Consider the following 17,698-nt stretch of genomic DNA (forward strand, 5'->3'; position numbering starts at 1 on the left):
CCGGCACGGCCCGGCAGCGCCGCCGGGCTGGTTATCTCGCTACGCCTCGCTGTGCCAGACGCACTCGCCATTGACCCAGGTCTGGCGAATGTTGCGCTCATCGCCCAACGTCATCAGCACGAACAGCCGCTCGTAAATATCCTGGCAGCGCGACATTCTCAGCCGCTGCAGCGGGGTCACCGTCAGGTCTATCGCCACAAAATCTGCCTCTTTGCCCGGCTGGAAATTGCCAATCTTGTCGTCGAGACGCAGCGCGCGAGCGCCTCCCAGCGTCGCGTGATAAAAGGCTTCGCACGAGCGCAGGCGATAGCTTTGCAACTGCGCCACTTTGTAGGCTTCGCCCAGAGTACGCAGCATGCTGAAGGTGGTGCCGGCACCCACGTCGCTGCCAATACCGATACGTACCTTGTGTTGCCAGCTGGCGGGTAAGCGGAACAGGCCGCTGCCGAGAAATAGATTGGAGGTCGGGCAAAAGGCCACTGCTGAGCCGGTGTCGTGCAGGCACTGCCACTCTTTTTCCGCCAGATGGATCCCGTGGGCAAAGACGCTGCGCTCACCGGTCAGCCCGTAGTGATGATAGACGTCCAGATAGTGCTCGTGCTCCGGCCACAGGTTGTTCACCCATGCCACTTCCGTGAGATTTTCGCTGAGGTGGGTATGCAGCCAGGTATCCGGGAACTCCTCGCGCAGTTGCTGAACCGCCGCCAGCAGTTCCGGGGTTGAGGTTGGCGCAAAGCGCGGGGTGATGGCGTAACCGAGGCGGCCGCGATGGTGCCAACGCTGGATCAACTCACGGGTTTGCTGGTAACTCTGTTCCGCCGTTTCGCTCAGATAATCCGGCGCGTGGCGGTCCATCATCACTTTCCCGGCGAGCAGGCGCATATTCAGTCGCAGCGCTTCAGTGAACAGCGCATCGACCGATTCAGGATGCAGCGTACAAAACACCAGCGCGGTGGTGGTGCCGTGGCTCAGCAGCTGGTTGATAAAAAACTGCGCGATGTCGGTGGCGTACTCCTCATCGCTGAACTGGCTCTCGACCGGGAAGGTGTAGGTGGTCAGCCACTCCAGCAGCTGTTCGCCGAAGGCGCCAATCATCTCGGTTTGCGGGTAGTGCACGTGGGCATCGACAAAGCCGGGCAGCAGCAGCTGTCCACGGAGGTCGAGGTAGCCTTTTTGCCCGTCGAGGTGGGCTTCTCCCTCCTGCCAGGGCAGCAGGGCCTGAATTTTGCCCTCATGGATAAACAGGACACCGTCATCAAGATAACGCCCATGGCGCGCGATATCGTCGGCGCTGTCGGCGGGTTGGGCGATGTCGAAAAAAGCGCCGCGCACGGCGGAGTGGTATTCAATCATAAAGACAACGTTTCCTTTATCCACAATAGAGGGGGCAGAATTGTTGAGCAAAATTGATGCCAGTTTTCCCGACAGGAAGCGCCGCGGCGTGCAGCCGCGGCAACGGCGGAGGATTACTCTTTCTGGGCCAGCGGGAGGGAAGTCATGTGCGAGGCCACATTCACGCGATCGTCGCGGGCAATCCAGCGATAGGCCGAACCGCTCAGCAGCACGCCGATAAACCAGCTGAAGTTGGCCACTTCATGCAGCGCCGGGATAAAGCTTATCACCAGACCGATCGCCACGGACGGCAGCAGCGCGGCAATGGCCTTGGGGTTAAAACCGTTGCGATACCAGTAGCGACCGCTCGGCGTCGCGTTGAACAGATCGTCGACGGAAACCTGCCCGCGTTTGATCAAATAGAAGTCGACAATCAGGATGCCGAACAGCGGGCCAATAAACGCCCCTAAGACATCCAGGGTGTAGTGGATCAGCTCCGGCGAGTTGAACAGGTTCCACGGCGTCAGCAGAACCGAGCCGACCGCCGCGATCATCCCCCCGGTACGGAAGCTGATTTTCTGCGGCGAGCAGTTGGAGAAATCGAACGCCGGAGAGACGAAGTTAGCGACAATATTAATGCCGATGGTGGCGGTAATCATCGTCAGCAGGCCAATAGCCACTGCCAGATCGTTGCCGACGCGGCTGACGGTTTCAATCGGGTCGGTGATCATGCGGCCAAACAGCGATTGGGTGCCGGAGACAATCACCACGGTGACGATAGAGAACAGCAGGAAGTTAAACGGCAGGCCCCAGCGGTTACCGCGGCGGATCTCGCCCATGCTTTTGCCGTAGCGCGAGAAGTCGCCGAAGTTCAGCAGCGGGCCGGAGAAGTAGGAGACCACCAGCGCGGTGGCGGTGATCATCTGCCAGGTCTGCTCGCCGGTGGTCAGCGATTTACTGGCGAGGGTAAAGGAGATACCGTCAAAACCGGTCTTGTATACAATCCATCCCGCCAGCGCCAGCATCACCACGTAGACCGCCGGCCCGGCAATATCAATAAAGCGCTTGATGGCGCTCATTCCGTGCCAGAACACCATCGCCTGCAGCAGCCACATGGTGGCGAAGCAGAGCCAGCCGAGGTGCGACAGGCCAAGGAAGGAAGCCTCGGTTAAGCTCGCCAGCGCGGGCCAGAACTTGAGCATGACCAGCATCAGCGCGTTGGCCGCCAGATAGGTCTGAATGCCGTACCAGGCAAAGGCGATCAGGCCGCGGATCACCGCCGGAATATTAGCGCCAAAGACGCCAAAAGCCTGACGGCAGATCACCGCATAAGGGACGCCGGCCATCTGGCTCGGCTTTGCCACCAGGTTGGCGCACAACTGTACAATACAAATCCCTACCAGCAGGCACAGTAGCACCTGCCAGCTCGCCAGACCGAGCGTAAAGAAGCTCGCCGCCACGACGTAGCCTCCCATGCTATGGACGTCCGACATCCAGAACGAAAATATGTTGTACCAGCTCCAGTTCTGGTCGCGGGTCGGCGCCAGATCCTCATTACAAAGCCGTGGACTGTAGCCGGCGGTGGAATCAGCGGCCGTATTCTGCTGGGTATGTTGACTGTTTGGCATGAAACCTGCTCCTGTGAATGAAACCCCTGATTAGGGTGTTGCGGATGCTGTTGCAGGATCCAGGCCATAACAGTGAATTTTGTATACAAGATTTTTATTTCATGTATACGATTAAGTCTCGAAAGGTAAATGTGGAGCGGGTGAATGCGTAATGAACATCGTCAGCAGGCCGCGGCAGCGCTGCATGACAAGGATGAAACCATCTATCAGGCCCTGATGACCGCGATTGTGGAGCATCAGTTGCCGCCGGGCAGTAAATTGCCGGAAGAGGCGCTGGCGGAGGTCTTCGGCGTGAGCCGCACCGGGATCCGTAAAGTGCTGCAACGACTCGCGACTGTGCAAATGGTCACCCTCACGCCCAAGCGTGGTGCACAGGTCGCCAGCCCGACGGTTGAAGAGGCCCAGGCCATCTTCCGTACCCGCATGCTGCTGGAGGTCGCCAACCTACCGGACGTGCTCGCCCATTGCCAGCCGCCGCATCTGGCGGCGCTGGAGGCCATCACGTTGCAGGAGCAGCAGGCGCATGACGCCTACGACGGCCCGGCGGCGATCCGTTACTCCGCCGAATTTCATATTCAGCTGCAGGCGATTTCCGGCAACCCGGTGCTGACCGACATGGTGACTCGCCTGAGTCAGCGCTCTTCATTAGCGATTGCTACCTGGGGGGCACCGTGGCGTCAGGGGTGCCGGTGCAACGATCATGACCAGATCATTCAGCTGCTGAGGGAGAAGGCGTTGACACCCCTGAGCGACGCGCTAACGCACCATTTTGAACATATCGTCTCCAGCCTGTGCTTTGAGCGCGATGGCGAGTCCCTGCCGGACTTCGCCCGCCTCTTCGCCGGGAACAAGGAGCAGTGATGACCGCTATTTGTATACAAGTGATTAATCCCAACACCAACGCCGGGATGACGGAAACCATCGCCCGCGCGGCCAGAACCGTGGCGGCACCGGGAACCGAAATCCTGGCGGTCTCATCGCGGGAGGGGGTGCCGTCGATAGAGGGCCACTTTGATGAGGCCATTGCCGCCATTGGCGTACTGGAACAGATTCAGGCTGGTCGCCAGCAGGGGGTTTCGGGGCATGTTATCGCCTGCTTCGGCGATCCGGGTCTGCTGGCGGCCCGCGAACTGGCGCAGGGGCCGGTGATCGGCATTGCCGAAGCGGCGATGCATATGGCGACGCTGGTCGCCACGCGCTTTTCCATCGTCACCACGCTGCCGCGGACGCTGATTATTGCGCGTCACCTGCTGCATCAATATGGCTTTTATAACCACTGTGCCGGGCTGCACGCCATCGACCTGCCGGTCCTGGCGCTGGAGGACGGCAGCGGGCTGGCGCAGGAAAAAGTGCGCCAGCGCTGTATACAGGCGCTGCGGGAAGACGGCTGCGGCGCGATTGTGCTGGGCTGCGGCGGCATGGCGACGCTGGCCCAGGAACTGACCCACGAGCTGCAGGTTCCGGTGATCGATGGCGTCAGCGCGGCGGTGAAGATGGTGGAGTCGCTGGTATCGCTGGGGCTGTCGACCAGCAAGCGGGGAGACCTGGCGTTTCCGGAAGCCAAAACGCTGAGCGGGCCATTTCGGGCATTCAATTCATTTTAACGGTAAGGGGTGGAGATGACGTTTTCCGAACAACATTACCCGCGCGATCTGCGGGGATACGCCGGGCAGCCGCCGCATGCGCAGTGGCCGGGAAAGGCGCGGATTGCCGTGCAGTTCGTGCTCAATTATGAGGAAGGGGCAGAGAACCATGTGCTGCATGGTGACGCCGGCTCCGAGCAGTTTCTCTCTGATATTATCGGGGCCGCCAGCTATCCCGATCGCCATATGTCGATGGACTCGCTGTATGAGTACGGCAGCCGTGCCGGGTTCTGGCGCATTCACCAGGAGTTCAGCCGCCGCGGGTTGCCGTTGACGGTGTTTGGCGTGGCGATGGCCCTCGCGCGTCACCCCGAGATCGTCGCCGCCATTAAAGCCGCTGATTATGACGTGGTGAGCCACGGCTGGCGCTGGATCCACTACCAGCATATGGATATCGACAGTGAACGCGAGCATCTGCACAAAGCGGTGCATGTCCTGACCGACCTGTTTGGCAAAGCGCCGACGGGCTGGTATACCGGGCGCGACAGCCCCAACACTCGCCAACTGGTGGTGGAGCACGGCGGTTTTGCTTACGACAGCGACTATTACGGTGATGACTTACCGTTCTGGACCGAGGTGGCCTGCAGCGATGGTTCACGCAAGCCGCACCTGATCGTGCCCTATACCCTCGACGCCAACGATATGCGCTTCGCCACCGCCCAGGGGTTTAATACCGCCGAGCAGTTTTATACCTACCTGAAAGACAGTTTCGATGTGCTGTACGAAGAGGGGGAACAGGCGCCGAAGATGATGTCGGTCGGGATGCATTGCCGCCTGTTAGGCCGACCGGGGCGCTTCCGGGCGTTGCAGCGTTTCCTCGATTATGTGCAGCAGCACGATCGGGTGTGGGTGTGTACCCGTCAGCAGATCGCCGAACACTGGCGCGACGTGCATCCATACCAGCCATAACCGACGGGCGAACCACCTGTTTCCGGGTCATGCCGCACGCGGCTGACCCGGGCTACGATATTGCGTAGGGCGCTGGCGTTAACTCATCAGGCTGACCTGGGCGGCGACAATCCGCCAGCCAAAAGGAAAGCGCACCCAGGTCTGCTGCTGGCGGCCGATACGCTCGCTGCCGTCGCGGGTAAACTCGGTACTGCACACCGCGTAATCCTCGCCGAAGGTCACGATTTCGGTGTGGCGCAATTCACGCTGTAACCCCGCCGACGGGCGCGCGGCGCGAAAGGCGCGGATCTCATCGATGCCGTAGAGATTCTCTCCGGCCCCCAGGCGCACGGTTCGCTTGTCATGCCAGAACAGCTCATCCAGCACCGTAATGTTGTTGCTGATCAGCGCCTCTTCATAACGATAAAACGCCGCCGTGACCTCGGCCAGCACCAGCGGGCGGTTAATATTATCCTGATTCATCATGCTGCTATCTCCGCAGGTTGAGCCTCGGTAAGGCCCATCGCTTCCAGAACATGCGCCGCGCGCAGGCAGGCCTGCTCATTAAACGGCGCGGCAATCAACTGCACGCCAATGGGCTGCCCGCTGGCCGTGCGCAACGGCACCGTCACCACCGGCAGGCCGAGGAACGAAATCGGCTGGGTGAGCATGCCCATACTGGCGCGCACCGGCAGCGACTGGCCATTGATCGCCATGGTTTGCTGACCGATTAGGGTCGCGCTGCACGGGGTTGCCGGGGCGATGAGCACCTCGGCATGATCGAACAGCGCGGCCATCGCTTCCCGGGCATGGCGGCGAAAACGCTGCGCCTGAAGATACCAGGCGGAGGGGATCATCGCCCCGGCCAGCAGCCGCTCCCGGGAGTGCGGCTCAAAGCGCTCCGGCTCGCCACGTAGGGCGGGGAGATACTGGTTGCCCCCTTCGGAGGCGCTGATGATAAAGGCCGCAGAACGGGAAAGCTCGGCCTCAGGGAACTGCAGCTCCCGATCCGCGCCGAGGGCCTGCGCCACCTGAGCCACGGCGGCGCGGGCGTCGCTGTCGCACCAGGTGGTGAAGTAGCCGCCGAGCACCGCGCATCGCAGACCGTCCAGCCCGCGTTCGAGCAACGGGCTGGCAGGCGCCACGGCGCGATCGGCCTGGGCATCATCGTCAGGGTCTCGCCCTTGCAAAGCGTCATACACTGCCGCCAGATCGCCGACGTGACGGGCAAACGGGCCGATGTGGTCGAGGCTGGCGACAAATGGATGGCTGCCCGCCCGCGACAGGCGACCAAAGGTCGGTTTCAGGCCAAAGATCCCGCACAACGAGGCGGGAACACGGATTGAGCCATTGGTATCGCTGCCCAGCGCAAAGTGGACCAGCCCGGCGGCCACCGCTGCCGCTGAACCGCCGGACGAGCCGCCGGCAATGCGTTGCAGATCGTGGGGGTTATGGGTGGCGCCGTAGTGGCTGTTTTCGGTGGTAAAACCGTAGGCGTAGGCGTCCATATTCACCATGCCGCTGAGCAGGCCGCCCGCCGCCTGGATCTGGCGTACCGCCCAGCCGTCGGCAGCGGCCGCCGGACGGTCGCTGAACAGCTGAGCGCCGGCCAGAGTGGTTTCGCCAGCAACATCAAACAGGTTTTTCACCGCATAGGGAATGCCGGCCAGCGCCGGCAGCGGCTGCTTGTCCCGGCGCAGGCTGTCAATGCGGTCGGCTTCGGCGAGCATCCGGCTTTCGGTAACCTGCGTCCAGGCGTTGATCTGCGGGTTCACCCGCGCAATGTCGTCGAGGCTATGGCGGGCAATCTCTCTGGCGCTCAGTTCGCCGGCGGCCAGCGCGCGCTGGATCCCGGCAATGGTCATCTGATTGAGCTTCATGCTTTGTACACTCCGGCAATTTCCTGGCGCTCCGCCAGCGGGTAGGCCATCAGCGGTTCAGCCATTGCGGCAATGCGGCTGAACTGCAGTCGCAGCTCGTCGCGGCGTTGCGCATCCAGCTCGAGGCCAAGGATCTGTTCCATCTGCGCCAGATAAGCGCTCCAGTCAGTGATGGGTTGCTGCATGGGTATCTCCTAATAACCGGCGGCGGAGCCGTTGCTGCGGGGATCGGATGCCCCTTCAAACAGGCCGTTGGGATGGCGCACGATGGCGCCCGCGTGGCCCATGGCTTCGCTGTAATCGGCCAGCACGTCAACATCGTGGCCCAGCGCCCGTAGGCGGGCGATGCTTTCTGGGGAGAAGCGTCCTTCCAGCTTCAGCGAATCGGAGGTCTGCCCCCAGGTGCGGCCCAGCAGCCAGCGCGGGCGTGAAATACTCTCCTGCAGCGGTACGCCCTGCAGGATGTAGCGGGTGAAGATGGCGGCCTGAGTTTGCGGCTGCCCATCCCCGCCCATGGAGCCATAGACCATCACCCGACCATCGTTGAGGCGTGCGGCGGCAGGGTTGAGGGTATGGAACGGTTGTTTCCCGGGCGCCAGTGCCAGCAGGTGCGCGGGGTCGAGACTGAACGAGGCGCCGCGGTTTTGCCAGACTATCCCGCTCTCAGGCAACACCACGCCGCTACCAAACTCGTGATAGAGACTCTGAATAAAGGAGACCGCCAGCCCGCTGCTATCGATAACCCCCATCCAGACGGTATCGCCGGGGCCTTTGCCGGCACCCCAGGGGGCGGCCTGTTGATAGTCCACCTTCGCGGCCAGCTGTTGTAGCGCCTGCGGCGCAAGCAGGCTCTGGATATCAACGTCCAGATGGCGCGGATCGGTTATATGGGCATCGCGCAGGCCAAAGGCCAGCTTGGTGGCCTCGACAATCCGGTGGACGGTCTGCGCGTCGTCGGTGTCGCTCATCGCCAGCTGGTCGGTGATCCCGAGGATCGCCAAAGAGACCAGCCCCTGCGTCGGCGGTGCCAGATTCCACAGTTCGCCCTGCTGATGCGTAAGCTTGAGCGGAGCCGGGCGGCGAGCGCGATGCTCCTGTAAATCGGTCAGGGTGATGGGCAGACCATGTTGCGCCATGCCCTGCGCCAGACGAGTCGCCAGCGGGCCACGATAAAAGCTGTCGAGGCCGTCATCAACCAGCTGCTGCAACGTTGCCGCCAGCGCGGGCTGACGAAAACGGCTGCCGGTTTCCGGCGGCTGTCCGTTGACCAGAAAAGTATCCGCGAAGCCTGGCAGGTGCTGCAGTTCGGCCAGTTTGCTGGCGGTGGCGCTGGACTGCGAGGCGGTCACCGGCGTGCCGTCGGCGGCGTAGCCAATGGCATCCTCAAGCAGACGAGCCAGCGGCAGCGCGCGACCGGTCAGGGACTGCGATACCTTCAGCGCTTCATCCCAGCCGCTGACGGTACCGGCTACGGTCAGCGCCGCCTGCGGCCCACGGTGCGGAATATGCGCCAGTCCGGCGTAGGCCTCCGGCGTCGCCAGCGATCCTGCCGCGCCGCTGGCGTCAATGGCGATCGGCTCACCTTCTGGCGGCACGATCAGCCAGAATCCATCGCCGCCCAGCCCGTTCATATGCGGGTAGACCACCGCAATGGTGGCGGCAGCGGCGACCATCGCTTCTATTGCGCTACCGCCTTCGCGCAGGACGGCAACCGCACTTTGGCTGGCCAGATGATGGGGGGCAACCGCCATCCCGTGGGCGGATACATGACTTTGCATGGGCTTTCCTCGTAATCGAATCGTGAGGTCAGGTTTGCAAAAGCTGTTCCACTTTGAGCGTAAAGTTTCAGCGCCCCGGGAAAACCCTATTTTTAGTAAACTGGCATGCATTGTGAAAGGGCTTGCATGTATAGTTTGATGAAACAAAAGTTACAGAGGTTTTATGGAGCAACTAGATGAACGCCTGAAGGGACAATATGCGTCACTGTCGCCTCAGGAACAGCGGGTCGCCGATTTTATCTTCGACCATTTTGATGACCTGATCAGCTATAACAGCGCCGAGCTGGCGCAGCTGAGCGGGGTGTCAAAGGCCACGGTCAGCCGCCTGTTTAAGCGGCTGGGCTACGAAAAATATAAGGATATGCGCGACGAGCTACGCACCCTGCGCCAGAGCGGTATGCCGCTGACCGACCAGCGCGACGCGGTGCAGGGCAACACGCTGCTGGCGCGGCATTATAAACAGGAGATGGCTAATCTGACCCAGTGGGTCAACACGCTCGATGCGCAGCAGTTTGCTGAGGCGATAAGCGCGATGGTCAACGCCCGGCGGATTATCATCATTGGGATGCGAAACTCCTGGCCTGTGGCGCTGCACCTGCGCCAGCAGCTGCTGCAGGCGCGCGGGCAGGTGCAGGTGCTGCCGCAGCCGGGACAGAGCTTAAGTGAAGAGCTGGTGGATCTGTCGCCGGACGATCTGGTGGTGATGGTGGCCTTTCGCCGTCGCCCACGTATTATCCGCCCGCTGTTACAGCAGTTGCAGCAGCGCGGTATTCCGCTGCTGCTGATGTGCGAACCGCAAGCCTATAGCCTGTTCCCGCTGTCCAACTGGCAGTTGTGCGCACCGCTGGACAGTGTATCGGCCTACGACAGCTACGGGGCGGTGAACAGTTTAATCAACCTGCTGGCGAACGCTTTTCTGCATGAAATTCTCGATAAAGGCCGCCCGCGGATCCACGATATTGCCACCCTTTATCAGCAGCTGGATGAGCTTGAGCAACGATAATGGGGCCTCAGGCTGGTGCTTTGCCTTTTTTTAGTGCAATAAAACGGTGAGTAAATAACAGCGACTTTGTCACCGTTTTTCGCTATCTCTTGTTTATTCTCTCTTTTATTGCGCCCGACGCGGTGAGGTCATGGATTTTTGTACCTGGCACATTAGTTGCAAAAGTTTATTTAAAGAATCTTTTGTTTCATACTAACGTAACGGGTAAACACCATGAAAAAACTGCTGATCGCCCTGGCCGGGGCCGCTTGTCTGTTCACCAACATCACCGCGGCAAAAGCCGACCAGCTGCAGGATATCGAAAAGCGCGGCGTGATCCGCATTGCGGTTCCGCAGGATTTCCCGCCGTTCGGTTCGGTGGGGACCGATCTGCAGCCGCAGGGCTATGACATCGATATGGCGCGTTATCTGGCAAAGCAGATGAAGCTCAAACTGCAGCTGGTGCCGGTAACCAGCGCCAACCGGGTGCCGTATCTGCAAACCGATAAGGTGGATCTGGTTATCTCCAGCCTCGGGAAAAACGCCGAGCGTGAGAAGGTGATTGATTTCAGCCGCGCCTACGCGCCGTTCTTCCTCGGCGTGTTTGGCCCGAAAGGGGCGGAAGTGAAAGATGTGGCGGCGCTGAGCGGCAAAACCATCGGCGTGACCCGTGGCGCGGTGGAAGATATGGTGCTGACCGGCATCGCCCCGAAAGAGGTGCAGATTAAACGCTACGAAGACAACAACACTACGCTGTCGGCGTATCTCTCAGGGCAGGTGCAGTACGTGGCGACCGGTAACCTGGTGGTGGCGGCGATCTCCCGGCAAAACCCGGCGAAGGCACCGGTGGCGAGCTTTATGCTGAAAGATTCACCGTGCGTGATTGGCCTGAAAAAGAATGAACCGGCGCTGAAAGAGAAAGTGAACGCCTTGATTGAGCAGGGGGTGAAGGACGGCACCCTGAATGCTCTCTCTCAACAGTGGCTGAAAGCTCCGCTGCCCGCCGACTTTGCTGCATAAGGTCTGTGCATGACGGAACAACTTCATTTTTCTGAGCTCTGGCCGCACTGGCCGGAGCTGCTGGCCGGGCTGTGGGTGACCATTCAGCTGACGGTGCTGGCGACCGCCGGCGGTCTGACCATCGGTATTTTTGGGGCCGCTATTCGTAGCGGGCGTCCATCATGGTTCAGCCGGATTTGGGGCGGCTATGTGGAGCTGATTCGCAACACGCCGTTTGTGGTTCAGCTGTTCTTTATTGTCTTCGGGCTGCCGAATCTTGGGCTCAAGATGACCGCCGGCGAAGCGGCGTTGCTGGCGATGGTTGTCAACCTTGGCGCCTACAGTACCGAGATCGTGCGCGCCGGTATTCAGGTGACGCCGAAAGGGCAGTGGGAGGCCGGGAGAGTACTCGGACTGAGCCGCACCCAGACCTTTATCCGGGTGGTGCTGCCCCCGGCGTTGCAGCGAATTTATCCGGCGCTGGTGAGCCAGTGCATCATCGTGATGCTGGGGTCGTCGGTGGTGTCGCAGGTCTCTTATGAAGAGCTGACTTTTGCCGCCAACCTGATTCAGTCGCGGACGTTCCTGAGCTTTGAGGTCTATCTGGTGACCACGGGGATCTACCTGCTGCTGTCGATAACAATGCGTCAACTGCTGATGGCAGCAGGACGAAAATGGCTGAGGGTACAGGCATGATGACCACTTTTACCGACTGGGACATTATCCGCAACCTGCTGCTGGCGGGACGCTGGACGGTGCTGCTGTCGCTGGTGGCGTTTATCGGCGGCGCGCTGGTGACCCTGCCGCTTCTGCTACTGCGCCTGACCGGCGGGCGCCAGGTGAAGCGCCTGATCCGTGGCTATATTGAGCTGTTTCAAGGCACACCGCTGCTGATGCAGCTGTTTCTGGCCTTCTTCGGCGTGGCGCTGTTCGGCATCGATGTGTCGCCGTGGACCGCCGCCTCGCTGGCCCTGACGTTTTACACCAGCGCCTTTTTGCTCGATATCTGGTACGGCAGCATTCGCGCACTGCCGAAAGGGCAGTGGGAAGCGTCGCGCTGCCTGGGCCTCAGCTTTGGCCAGACTCTGTTTCGCGTCGTGGCGCCCCAGGCGTTACGGATTGCGATTGCCCCGACCGTCGGCTTTGCGGTGCAGGTGGTGAAGGGCACCGCGCTGGCGTCGATTATCGGTTTTGTCGAACTGACTAAAGCCGGCACCATGCTGACTAACGTCACGTATCAGCCGTTTAAAGTCTTTGCGCTGGTGGCGCTGGGCTACTTCGTTCTGTGTTACCCGCTGTCCCGTTACAGCCGCTATCTGGAGAATAAATTCAATGCCTCTCATCACCATTAATCAGATGCAGAAGTACTACGGCGACAACCACGTGCTTAAGGGTGTCGATCTGGACATTGATATGGGCGAGGTGATTTCGATTATCGGCCGCAGCGGCTCGGGGAAAAGCACGCTGCTGCGCTGTATCAACGGGCTGGAAGGGTACCAGGAAGGCAGCATTAAGCTCGGCGGCATGACCATCACCGATCGTGACTCGCAGGCGCGGGAGATCAGCCGCTCCGTCGGGATGGTCTTCCAGAATTTTAATCTGTTCCCGCATATGACCGCCCTCGAAAACGTGATGCTGGCGCCGAGGCGGGTGCTGAAGAAAAGCGCCGCCGAATGCCGGGAACTGGCGCAGCGGATGCTGGAGAAAGTGGGGCTGGGTGACCGGATCGATTATTACCCCTCCAGCCTCTCCGGCGGCCAGCAGCAGCGCGTGGCGATTGCGCGGGCGCTGGCTATGTCGCCCAAGGTTTTACTTTGTGACGAGATTACCTCGGCGCTGGACCCGGAGCTGGTGGGCGAAGTGCTCAAAGTGCTGGAGCAACTGGCGGCGGAAGGCATGACGCTGATTCTCGTCACCCATGAAATGAATTTCGCCCGTGAAGTGGGCGACCGCGTGGTGTTTATGCATCAGGGGCGCGTCTGGGAGCAGGGCGACAGCAAGACGCTGTTTGCCAACCCGCAGACCAGTGAACTGAAGCAGTTTATCTCCTCCGTGCGCGGTCTCAATTAATAAGGACTAAAAGATGGATATCACACAGTTTTCGCAAATTAACCCACCGCAGCGCCTGCTGATGGGGCCGGGGCCAATCAACGCCGACCCGCGGGTACTGCGCGCGATGGCAAGCCAGCTGATCGGCCAGTACGACCCGGCGATGACCCACTATATGAATGAAGTGATGGCGCTCTATCGCGGCGTCTTTCGCACCGAAAACCGCTGGACGATGCTGGTGGACGGCACCTCCCGCGCGGGGATCGAAGCGATCCTGATTTCGGCGATCCGCCCCGGCGACAAGGTGCTGGTGCCGGTATTCGGTCGCTTTGGCCATCTGCTGTGTGAAATTGCCCGCCGCTGCCGCGCCGAAGTGCACACTATTGAGGTGCCGTGGGGCGAGGTCTTTACCCCGGATCAGGTTGAAGAGGCGATCAAGCGCGTCCGTCCGCGTCTGCTGCTGACGGTGCAGGGCGATACCTCCACCACCATGCTTCAGCCGTTGGCCGAACTGGGGGCGATCTGCCGCCGTTACGACGTGCTGTTTTACACTGACGCCACTGCCTCGCTGGGGGGCAACGCCCTTGAGAGCGACACCTGGGGGCTGGATGCGGTGTCGGCCGGAATGCAGAAATGCCTCGGCGGGCCGTCCGGCACGTCGCCGATCACCCTGAGCGAACGCATGGAAGAGGCGATCCGCCGCCGCAAGTGCGTTGAAGCGGGTATTCGTACCGATGCTCATCAGGATGGCGTCGACGAAATGGTCTATTCCAACTATTTCGATCTTGGCATGGTGATGGATTACTGGGGGCCGGAGCGCCTGAACCACCATACCGAGGCCACTTCGGCGCTGTTTGCCGCCCGGGAATGCGCGCGGCTGATCCTGCAGGAAGGGCTGGATAACGGCATTGCCCGGCACAAGCTCCACGGCGATGCGTTGCTTAAGGGCATTCAGGCAATGGGGCTCGATACCTTCGGCGACCTGAAACATAAAATGAACAACGTGCTCGGGGTGGTGATTCCCCACGGCATCAACGGCGACCAGGTCCGTAAGCTGATGCTGGAAGACTTTGGCATTGAGATTGGCACCTCGTTCGGCCCGCTGCATGGCAAAGTCTGGCGCATCGGCACCATGGGCTACAACGCGCGAAAAGATTGCGTGATGACCACGCTCAGCGCGCTGGAGTCGGTGCTGAATCACCTGAAATTTGCCACTACTCAGGGCGCCGCCATGCAGGCGGCGTGGGATCACTATCGCCGCGAGAGTGCGCTATGAGTCTATTGCCACGCCAGCAGGCGGAGATAACGGAAGCGGCGGCGCGGGTGATGGCCCGCGCCGATGAACTGGCGGCAATCAGCGCCACCGCGCAAGGGCTGACCCGGGTGTATCTCTCCCCGGAGCATCTGCAGGCCAATCAACGGGTGGCCCGCTGGATGACGCAGGCGGGGATGACCGTCTGGCAGGACAGCGTCGGCAACATTTGCGGGCGTTATGAAGGAGCACAGGAAGGGGCGCCGGCGATCCTGCTGGGGTCGCACCTTGATACGGTGCGCAATGCCGGGCGCTATGACGGCATGCTGGGGGTGTTGACGGCGATCGCCGTGGTGGAAGATCTGCACCGGCAGGGACAACGGCTGGCGAAAGCCATTGAGATTGTCGGCTTCGGCGATGAAGAGGGAACGCGCTTTGGCATTACGCTGCTCGGCAGCCGTGGCCTGACCGGGACGTGGCCGGAGGGCTGGCTGGCGCAGTGCGATGCGGATGGCATCAGCGTGGCGCAGGCGATGGTTCAGGCCGGTCTCGACCCGGCCCGCATCCGCCAGGCCGAACGTCCGGTTGGCGACATTAGCGCCTATCTTGAGCTGCATATTGAGCAAGGACCTTGTCTTGAACAGGCCGGGCTGGCGCTCGGCGTGGTGGAGGCCATCAATGGCGCGCGCCGCCTGAACTGCCGCTTTACCGGCGAGGCGGGCCACGCCGGTACGGTACCGATGCTCCATCGGCGGGATGCGCTGGCCGCCGCCGCCGAATGGATGGTGCAGATTGAAACCATGACCCGGCAGCAGGCCGGCAACCTGGTGGCGACGGTCGGGACGCTGAGCTGTGCGCCCGGCGCAGTGAACGTAATCCCCGGCGAGGTGGCCCTGACGCTGGATATTCGCGGGCCGCAGGATGGTCCACTGGATGCGCTGCTCAATACGTTGCTGGAGGAGGCCCAGGCGATTGCGGCCCGGCGCCAGCTGCAATTCAGCGCCGCAGAGTTTTACCGCATTGCGGCCACCGCCTGCGACCGACATTTACAGACGGTGCTGGCGACGGCGGTGCAGGAGGTGCAGGAGATATCGCTCTCCCTGCCGAGCGGGGCCGGACACGACGCGATCGCCATCGGCGAGCGCTGGCCGGTAGGGATGCTGTTTGTGCGCTGCAAAGGCGGCGTCAGCCACCATCCGGCGGAGTCGGTGACTATCGACGATGTGGCGCTGGCGATTGACGCGTATTCTCGCGCGGTCCTGGCGTTGGATGAGGCGAAATAAGAGCCGAAAGGCGCGGGATGCGTTCGCGAAATAGAGCGGCGTGCCGGGTGGGACATTGCGTTGTAGCAGAGTGGTTGCCGGGCATGCTTTAGCAGCAGTAATGCTGGTTTTGCCTGCTCAGTGATAACGTCTGCTGTCCGGCTAAGCGGGGTGTTCAGGAGCATTACGCCATGGAACAGGAGAGAGGCTGACTGTCGATCGCAATGGCGACGATGTTGATGGCGGCTCCAGCAGGGCGGCCACCGCTGAGATACAGCAGTGGCCGATTTGGCTTTCATATTGCGATGATTCTCTTTGTGTTGTATCAGACTGGACGCAAAAAGAATGTCGTGGGTGTTCTGCCATTTCCACTGGCGAACCGTTCATGAGGTACAGGTTGCTGATTGTCGGCAATCAGCATTTTGTCGCTATCGCTACGTTTCAGAACCAGATAAATATGGTCATAACCATGATGTGCAGTAGGGCCGCAGGTGGAGCCGACATCGCCAGGTTGCTGTTGACCAACAGGGATGACGTTCCATTTTCTTTCATCGCGAAGATAATTACCCAACGCTAATGCCTGCATAATATCGGGAACGGCAATTCCTCCTGCTTGTAATAAGTTAGATAAATTTAGGGCGCAACCATCATGTGGCCAATGCTCATGAGCTAATTTGAAAAGCTCAATTGCAGCGACAGCCTGAACTTTTTCGTAACGTGCAGGCGTGCTGGCAATATTCAACACCTCGAGCATTTTTTCTTTGTCGCTTAGAGGCTGTATTTTATCAGCTAAAATCTCAGCAGCGGGGGTATGTAGCGTGACAAATGTCTGAAACTCTTCCACGGCATCGCGTCGCACGTGAGAAATAACCTTAGTGGGGTCTTTTATCGTTCCGCACCAGCTGGTGTTGAAACGTAACAATCGAGCACAATATTCTATAGCCAGCTTGTGGTCTGTTTTCATTTTGGTAATGAATGTTTCGGGGTTATCTATGCCATGCTGCCTGACAAAATCAAGGAGTGCCGGGCCCCCTTTGCCGATACTGTCAAATGACACCTGAAACGCCCCTGTTTCTTCGCTTTCAATGTGAGCCTTTGAGCGTTCATTTTCCTCATCAACGCCTTCCTTCCAGCGCCAGTCTGATTCAAACCCCGCTTGCACACGAAGCACTTCACACATGACGGCTTTACGGTGTAAAAGGCTGGTGTAGGGCCCCAGCGCTCCTTTCATGACCGCATAGATATCATGAAGCTTATTTTCAGCAAAAATATCATCAGGTAAAGCCTCTAAAGTATCGACTAACTGTTCCAGAAACTCTATGGGTGGGCGGGCGTGTTGCGCGCTCACAGGGTAGCGAGTCGTGATGAATATGCGTTTGTTTAGAGCATCCATAACACTCTCCTTCATGATGTTTATTAACATTGCGATGTTTATTGGTCTATTTATTAGAGGTTAACCCCTGAAATAGAGACGCGAACTTATTCACCAGATAAGGTGCAAACAATGTCATACCGGCAACCAGGAATTTAATAATTTCACTAAGAGTATCTGGGTCTGATATTTTTCCCGTCTTACCAAAATCAAGTAGTAATAAGGAGCCGAAGCCGATATACATGAATAAAATGACCAGCATGCCGATCAGTGCAATAAGTCGGCTTGAGCTGGCTTTCATTTCTGTGACCAGAAACGGTTTGCCATCACCATCATAAAGGGGAGTCTTTGTCACCGTATCAACGCCGTTCTTAGATTCTTTAACCTCTGTGGTAGCAGATAATTCAACATCTTCAGAAAGCGCATCAGCTAAAGACCATTCTTTAGGGAGAGACTTGCGGATGACTAAAATGGAAAGTAATGTGCCAAAGATGACGATAAAAAATACAAGATAAACTAAAAATGAGTAACTGTTTGATGAAGACATAAGTGTACTCCTCGTTAATATTCAATTCACTTATGATTGGCGCTTGAAGGTGAAATAATACGCACAGGCATTTATGCGTAAAGCCG

The 17,698-nt window shown here is 59.5% G+C and carries 17 protein-coding genes and 1 pseudogene; 10 read left to right on the forward strand and 8 right to left on the reverse strand.

Annotation, left to right across the window (positions count from 1 at the left end):
- Nucleotides 1-39 precede the first annotated feature (39 nt).
- Together guaD and ACMYSO_RS23065 are read right to left on the reverse strand one after the other, a co-directional pair.
- Entirely contained in the window at nucleotides 40-1,353 is a 1,314-nt protein-coding gene (gene guaD / locus ACMYSO_RS23060) for a guanine deaminase (RefSeq protein WP_434668274.1), read from the reverse strand.
- A 113-nt stretch (nucleotides 1,354-1,466) separates the two neighbouring features.
- A complete protein-coding gene (locus ACMYSO_RS23065) occupies nucleotides 1,467-2,960 on the reverse strand; it encodes an NCS1 family nucleobase:cation symporter-1 (RefSeq protein WP_434668277.1) in 1,494 nt (497 codons plus the stop codon).
- A gap of 144 nt (nucleotides 2,961-3,104) precedes the next feature.
- On the opposite strand from ACMYSO_RS23065, the gene ACMYSO_RS23070 reads away from it, so the two are divergent.
- The 3 genes and pseudogenes from ACMYSO_RS23070 (at nucleotide 3,105) to puuE (ending at nucleotide 5,512) form a co-directional block, all read left to right on the forward strand.
- Complete coding sequence (locus ACMYSO_RS23070) at nucleotides 3,105-3,821, forward strand: GntR family transcriptional regulator (RefSeq protein ID WP_434668279.1); 717 nt, start codon at nucleotides 3,105-3,107, stop codon at nucleotides 3,819-3,821.
- Nucleotides 3,821-4,528 (forward strand): annotated as a pseudogene (hpxA, locus tag ACMYSO_RS23075) (allantoin racemase); the annotation flags it as partial. The gene ACMYSO_RS23070 and the pseudogene hpxA, both read left to right, overlap by 1 nt.
- A 51-nt stretch (nucleotides 4,529-4,579) precedes the next feature.
- Nucleotides 4,580-5,512: an allantoinase PuuE gene (puuE, locus tag ACMYSO_RS23080; protein ID WP_434668282.1), complete on the forward strand. Its 933-nt coding sequence runs from the start codon at nucleotides 4,580-4,582 to the stop codon at nucleotides 5,510-5,512.
- A gap of 78 nt (nucleotides 5,513-5,590) precedes the next feature.
- Here the strand turns inward: puuE and hpxZ are convergent, their stop codons facing one another.
- From hpxZ to hpxW, 4 genes are read right to left on the reverse strand one after another with little or no spacing between them, the layout of a single operon-like run.
- Nucleotides 5,591-5,977, reverse strand: a complete 387-nt coding sequence (gene hpxZ / locus ACMYSO_RS23085; RefSeq protein ID WP_434668285.1) for an oxalurate catabolism protein HpxZ — start codon at nucleotides 5,975-5,977, stop codon at nucleotides 5,591-5,593.
- Nucleotides 5,974-7,371: an AtzE family amidohydrolase gene (locus tag ACMYSO_RS23090; protein ID WP_434668288.1), complete on the reverse strand. Its 1,398-nt coding sequence runs from the start codon at nucleotides 7,369-7,371 to the stop codon at nucleotides 5,974-5,976. Before ACMYSO_RS23090 ends, hpxZ begins: the two co-directional genes overlap by 4 nt.
- Nucleotides 7,368-7,556 carry an oxalurate catabolism protein HpxX gene (gene hpxX, locus ACMYSO_RS23095; protein WP_434668291.1) on the reverse strand — a complete coding sequence of 63 codons (189 nt, stop codon included), beginning with the start codon at nucleotides 7,554-7,556 and terminating at the stop codon, nucleotides 7,368-7,370. Before hpxX ends, ACMYSO_RS23090 begins: the two co-directional genes overlap by 4 nt.
- A 9-nt stretch (nucleotides 7,557-7,565) precedes the next feature.
- A complete protein-coding gene (gene hpxW, locus ACMYSO_RS23100) occupies nucleotides 7,566-9,149 on the reverse strand; it encodes an oxamate amidohydrolase (RefSeq protein WP_434668293.1) in 1,584 nt (527 codons plus the stop codon).
- 163 nt (nucleotides 9,150-9,312) lie between these two features.
- Here hpxW and hpxU point away from each other — a divergent pair, with 163 nt between their 5' ends.
- From hpxU to hpxK, 7 genes are all read left to right on the forward strand, one after another.
- Nucleotides 9,313-10,152 (forward strand): MurR/RpiR family transcriptional regulator HpxU, encoded by an 840-nt coding sequence (hpxU, locus tag ACMYSO_RS23105; RefSeq protein WP_434585590.1) that lies wholly within the window; start codon nucleotides 9,313-9,315, stop codon nucleotides 10,150-10,152.
- A gap of 213 nt (nucleotides 10,153-10,365) precedes the next feature.
- Entirely contained in the window at nucleotides 10,366-11,151 is a 786-nt protein-coding gene (locus tag ACMYSO_RS23110) for a transporter substrate-binding domain-containing protein (RefSeq protein ID WP_123753739.1), read from the forward strand.
- 9 nt (nucleotides 11,152-11,160) lie between these two features.
- Complete coding sequence (locus ACMYSO_RS23115; protein WP_434585589.1) at nucleotides 11,161-11,826, forward strand: amino acid ABC transporter permease; 666 nt, start codon at nucleotides 11,161-11,163, stop codon at nucleotides 11,824-11,826.
- Entirely contained in the window at nucleotides 11,826-12,482 is a 657-nt protein-coding gene (locus tag ACMYSO_RS23120; RefSeq protein ID WP_174510340.1) for an amino acid ABC transporter permease, read from the forward strand. The genes ACMYSO_RS23115 and ACMYSO_RS23120 overlap by 1 nt, the downstream gene beginning before the upstream one ends.
- A complete protein-coding gene (locus tag ACMYSO_RS23125) occupies nucleotides 12,463-13,200 on the forward strand; it encodes an amino acid ABC transporter ATP-binding protein (protein WP_123753742.1) in 738 nt (245 codons plus the stop codon). Before ACMYSO_RS23120 ends, ACMYSO_RS23125 begins: the two co-directional genes overlap by 20 nt.
- A 13-nt stretch (nucleotides 13,201-13,213) precedes the next feature.
- Complete coding sequence (locus tag ACMYSO_RS23130; RefSeq protein ID WP_434668295.1) at nucleotides 13,214-14,455, forward strand: pyridoxal-phosphate-dependent aminotransferase family protein; 1,242 nt, start codon at nucleotides 13,214-13,216, stop codon at nucleotides 14,453-14,455.
- Nucleotides 14,452-15,714, forward strand: coding sequence for an allantoate amidohydrolase (gene hpxK, locus ACMYSO_RS23135; protein ID WP_434668297.1), 1,263 nt, complete (start codon nucleotides 14,452-14,454; stop codon nucleotides 15,712-15,714). The genes ACMYSO_RS23130 and hpxK overlap by 4 nt, the downstream gene beginning before the upstream one ends.
- Nucleotides 15,715-16,018: 304 nt before the next feature.
- Here hpxK and ACMYSO_RS23140 read toward each other — a convergent pair whose 3' ends face one another.
- Complete coding sequence (locus ACMYSO_RS23140) at nucleotides 16,019-17,086, reverse strand: hypothetical protein (protein WP_434668300.1); 1,068 nt, start codon at nucleotides 17,084-17,086, stop codon at nucleotides 16,019-16,021.
- A 46-nt stretch (nucleotides 17,087-17,132) separates the two neighbouring features.
- A complete protein-coding gene (locus tag ACMYSO_RS23145) occupies nucleotides 17,133-17,612 on the reverse strand; it encodes a hypothetical protein (protein ID WP_434668303.1) in 480 nt (159 codons plus the stop codon).
- Nucleotides 17,613-17,698: the final 86 nt, after the last annotated feature.

Origin of the sequence: Klebsiella sp. B345 (assembly GCF_051131735.1) — a bacterium.
GTDB lineage: Bacteria > Pseudomonadota > Gammaproteobacteria > Enterobacterales > Enterobacteriaceae > Klebsiella.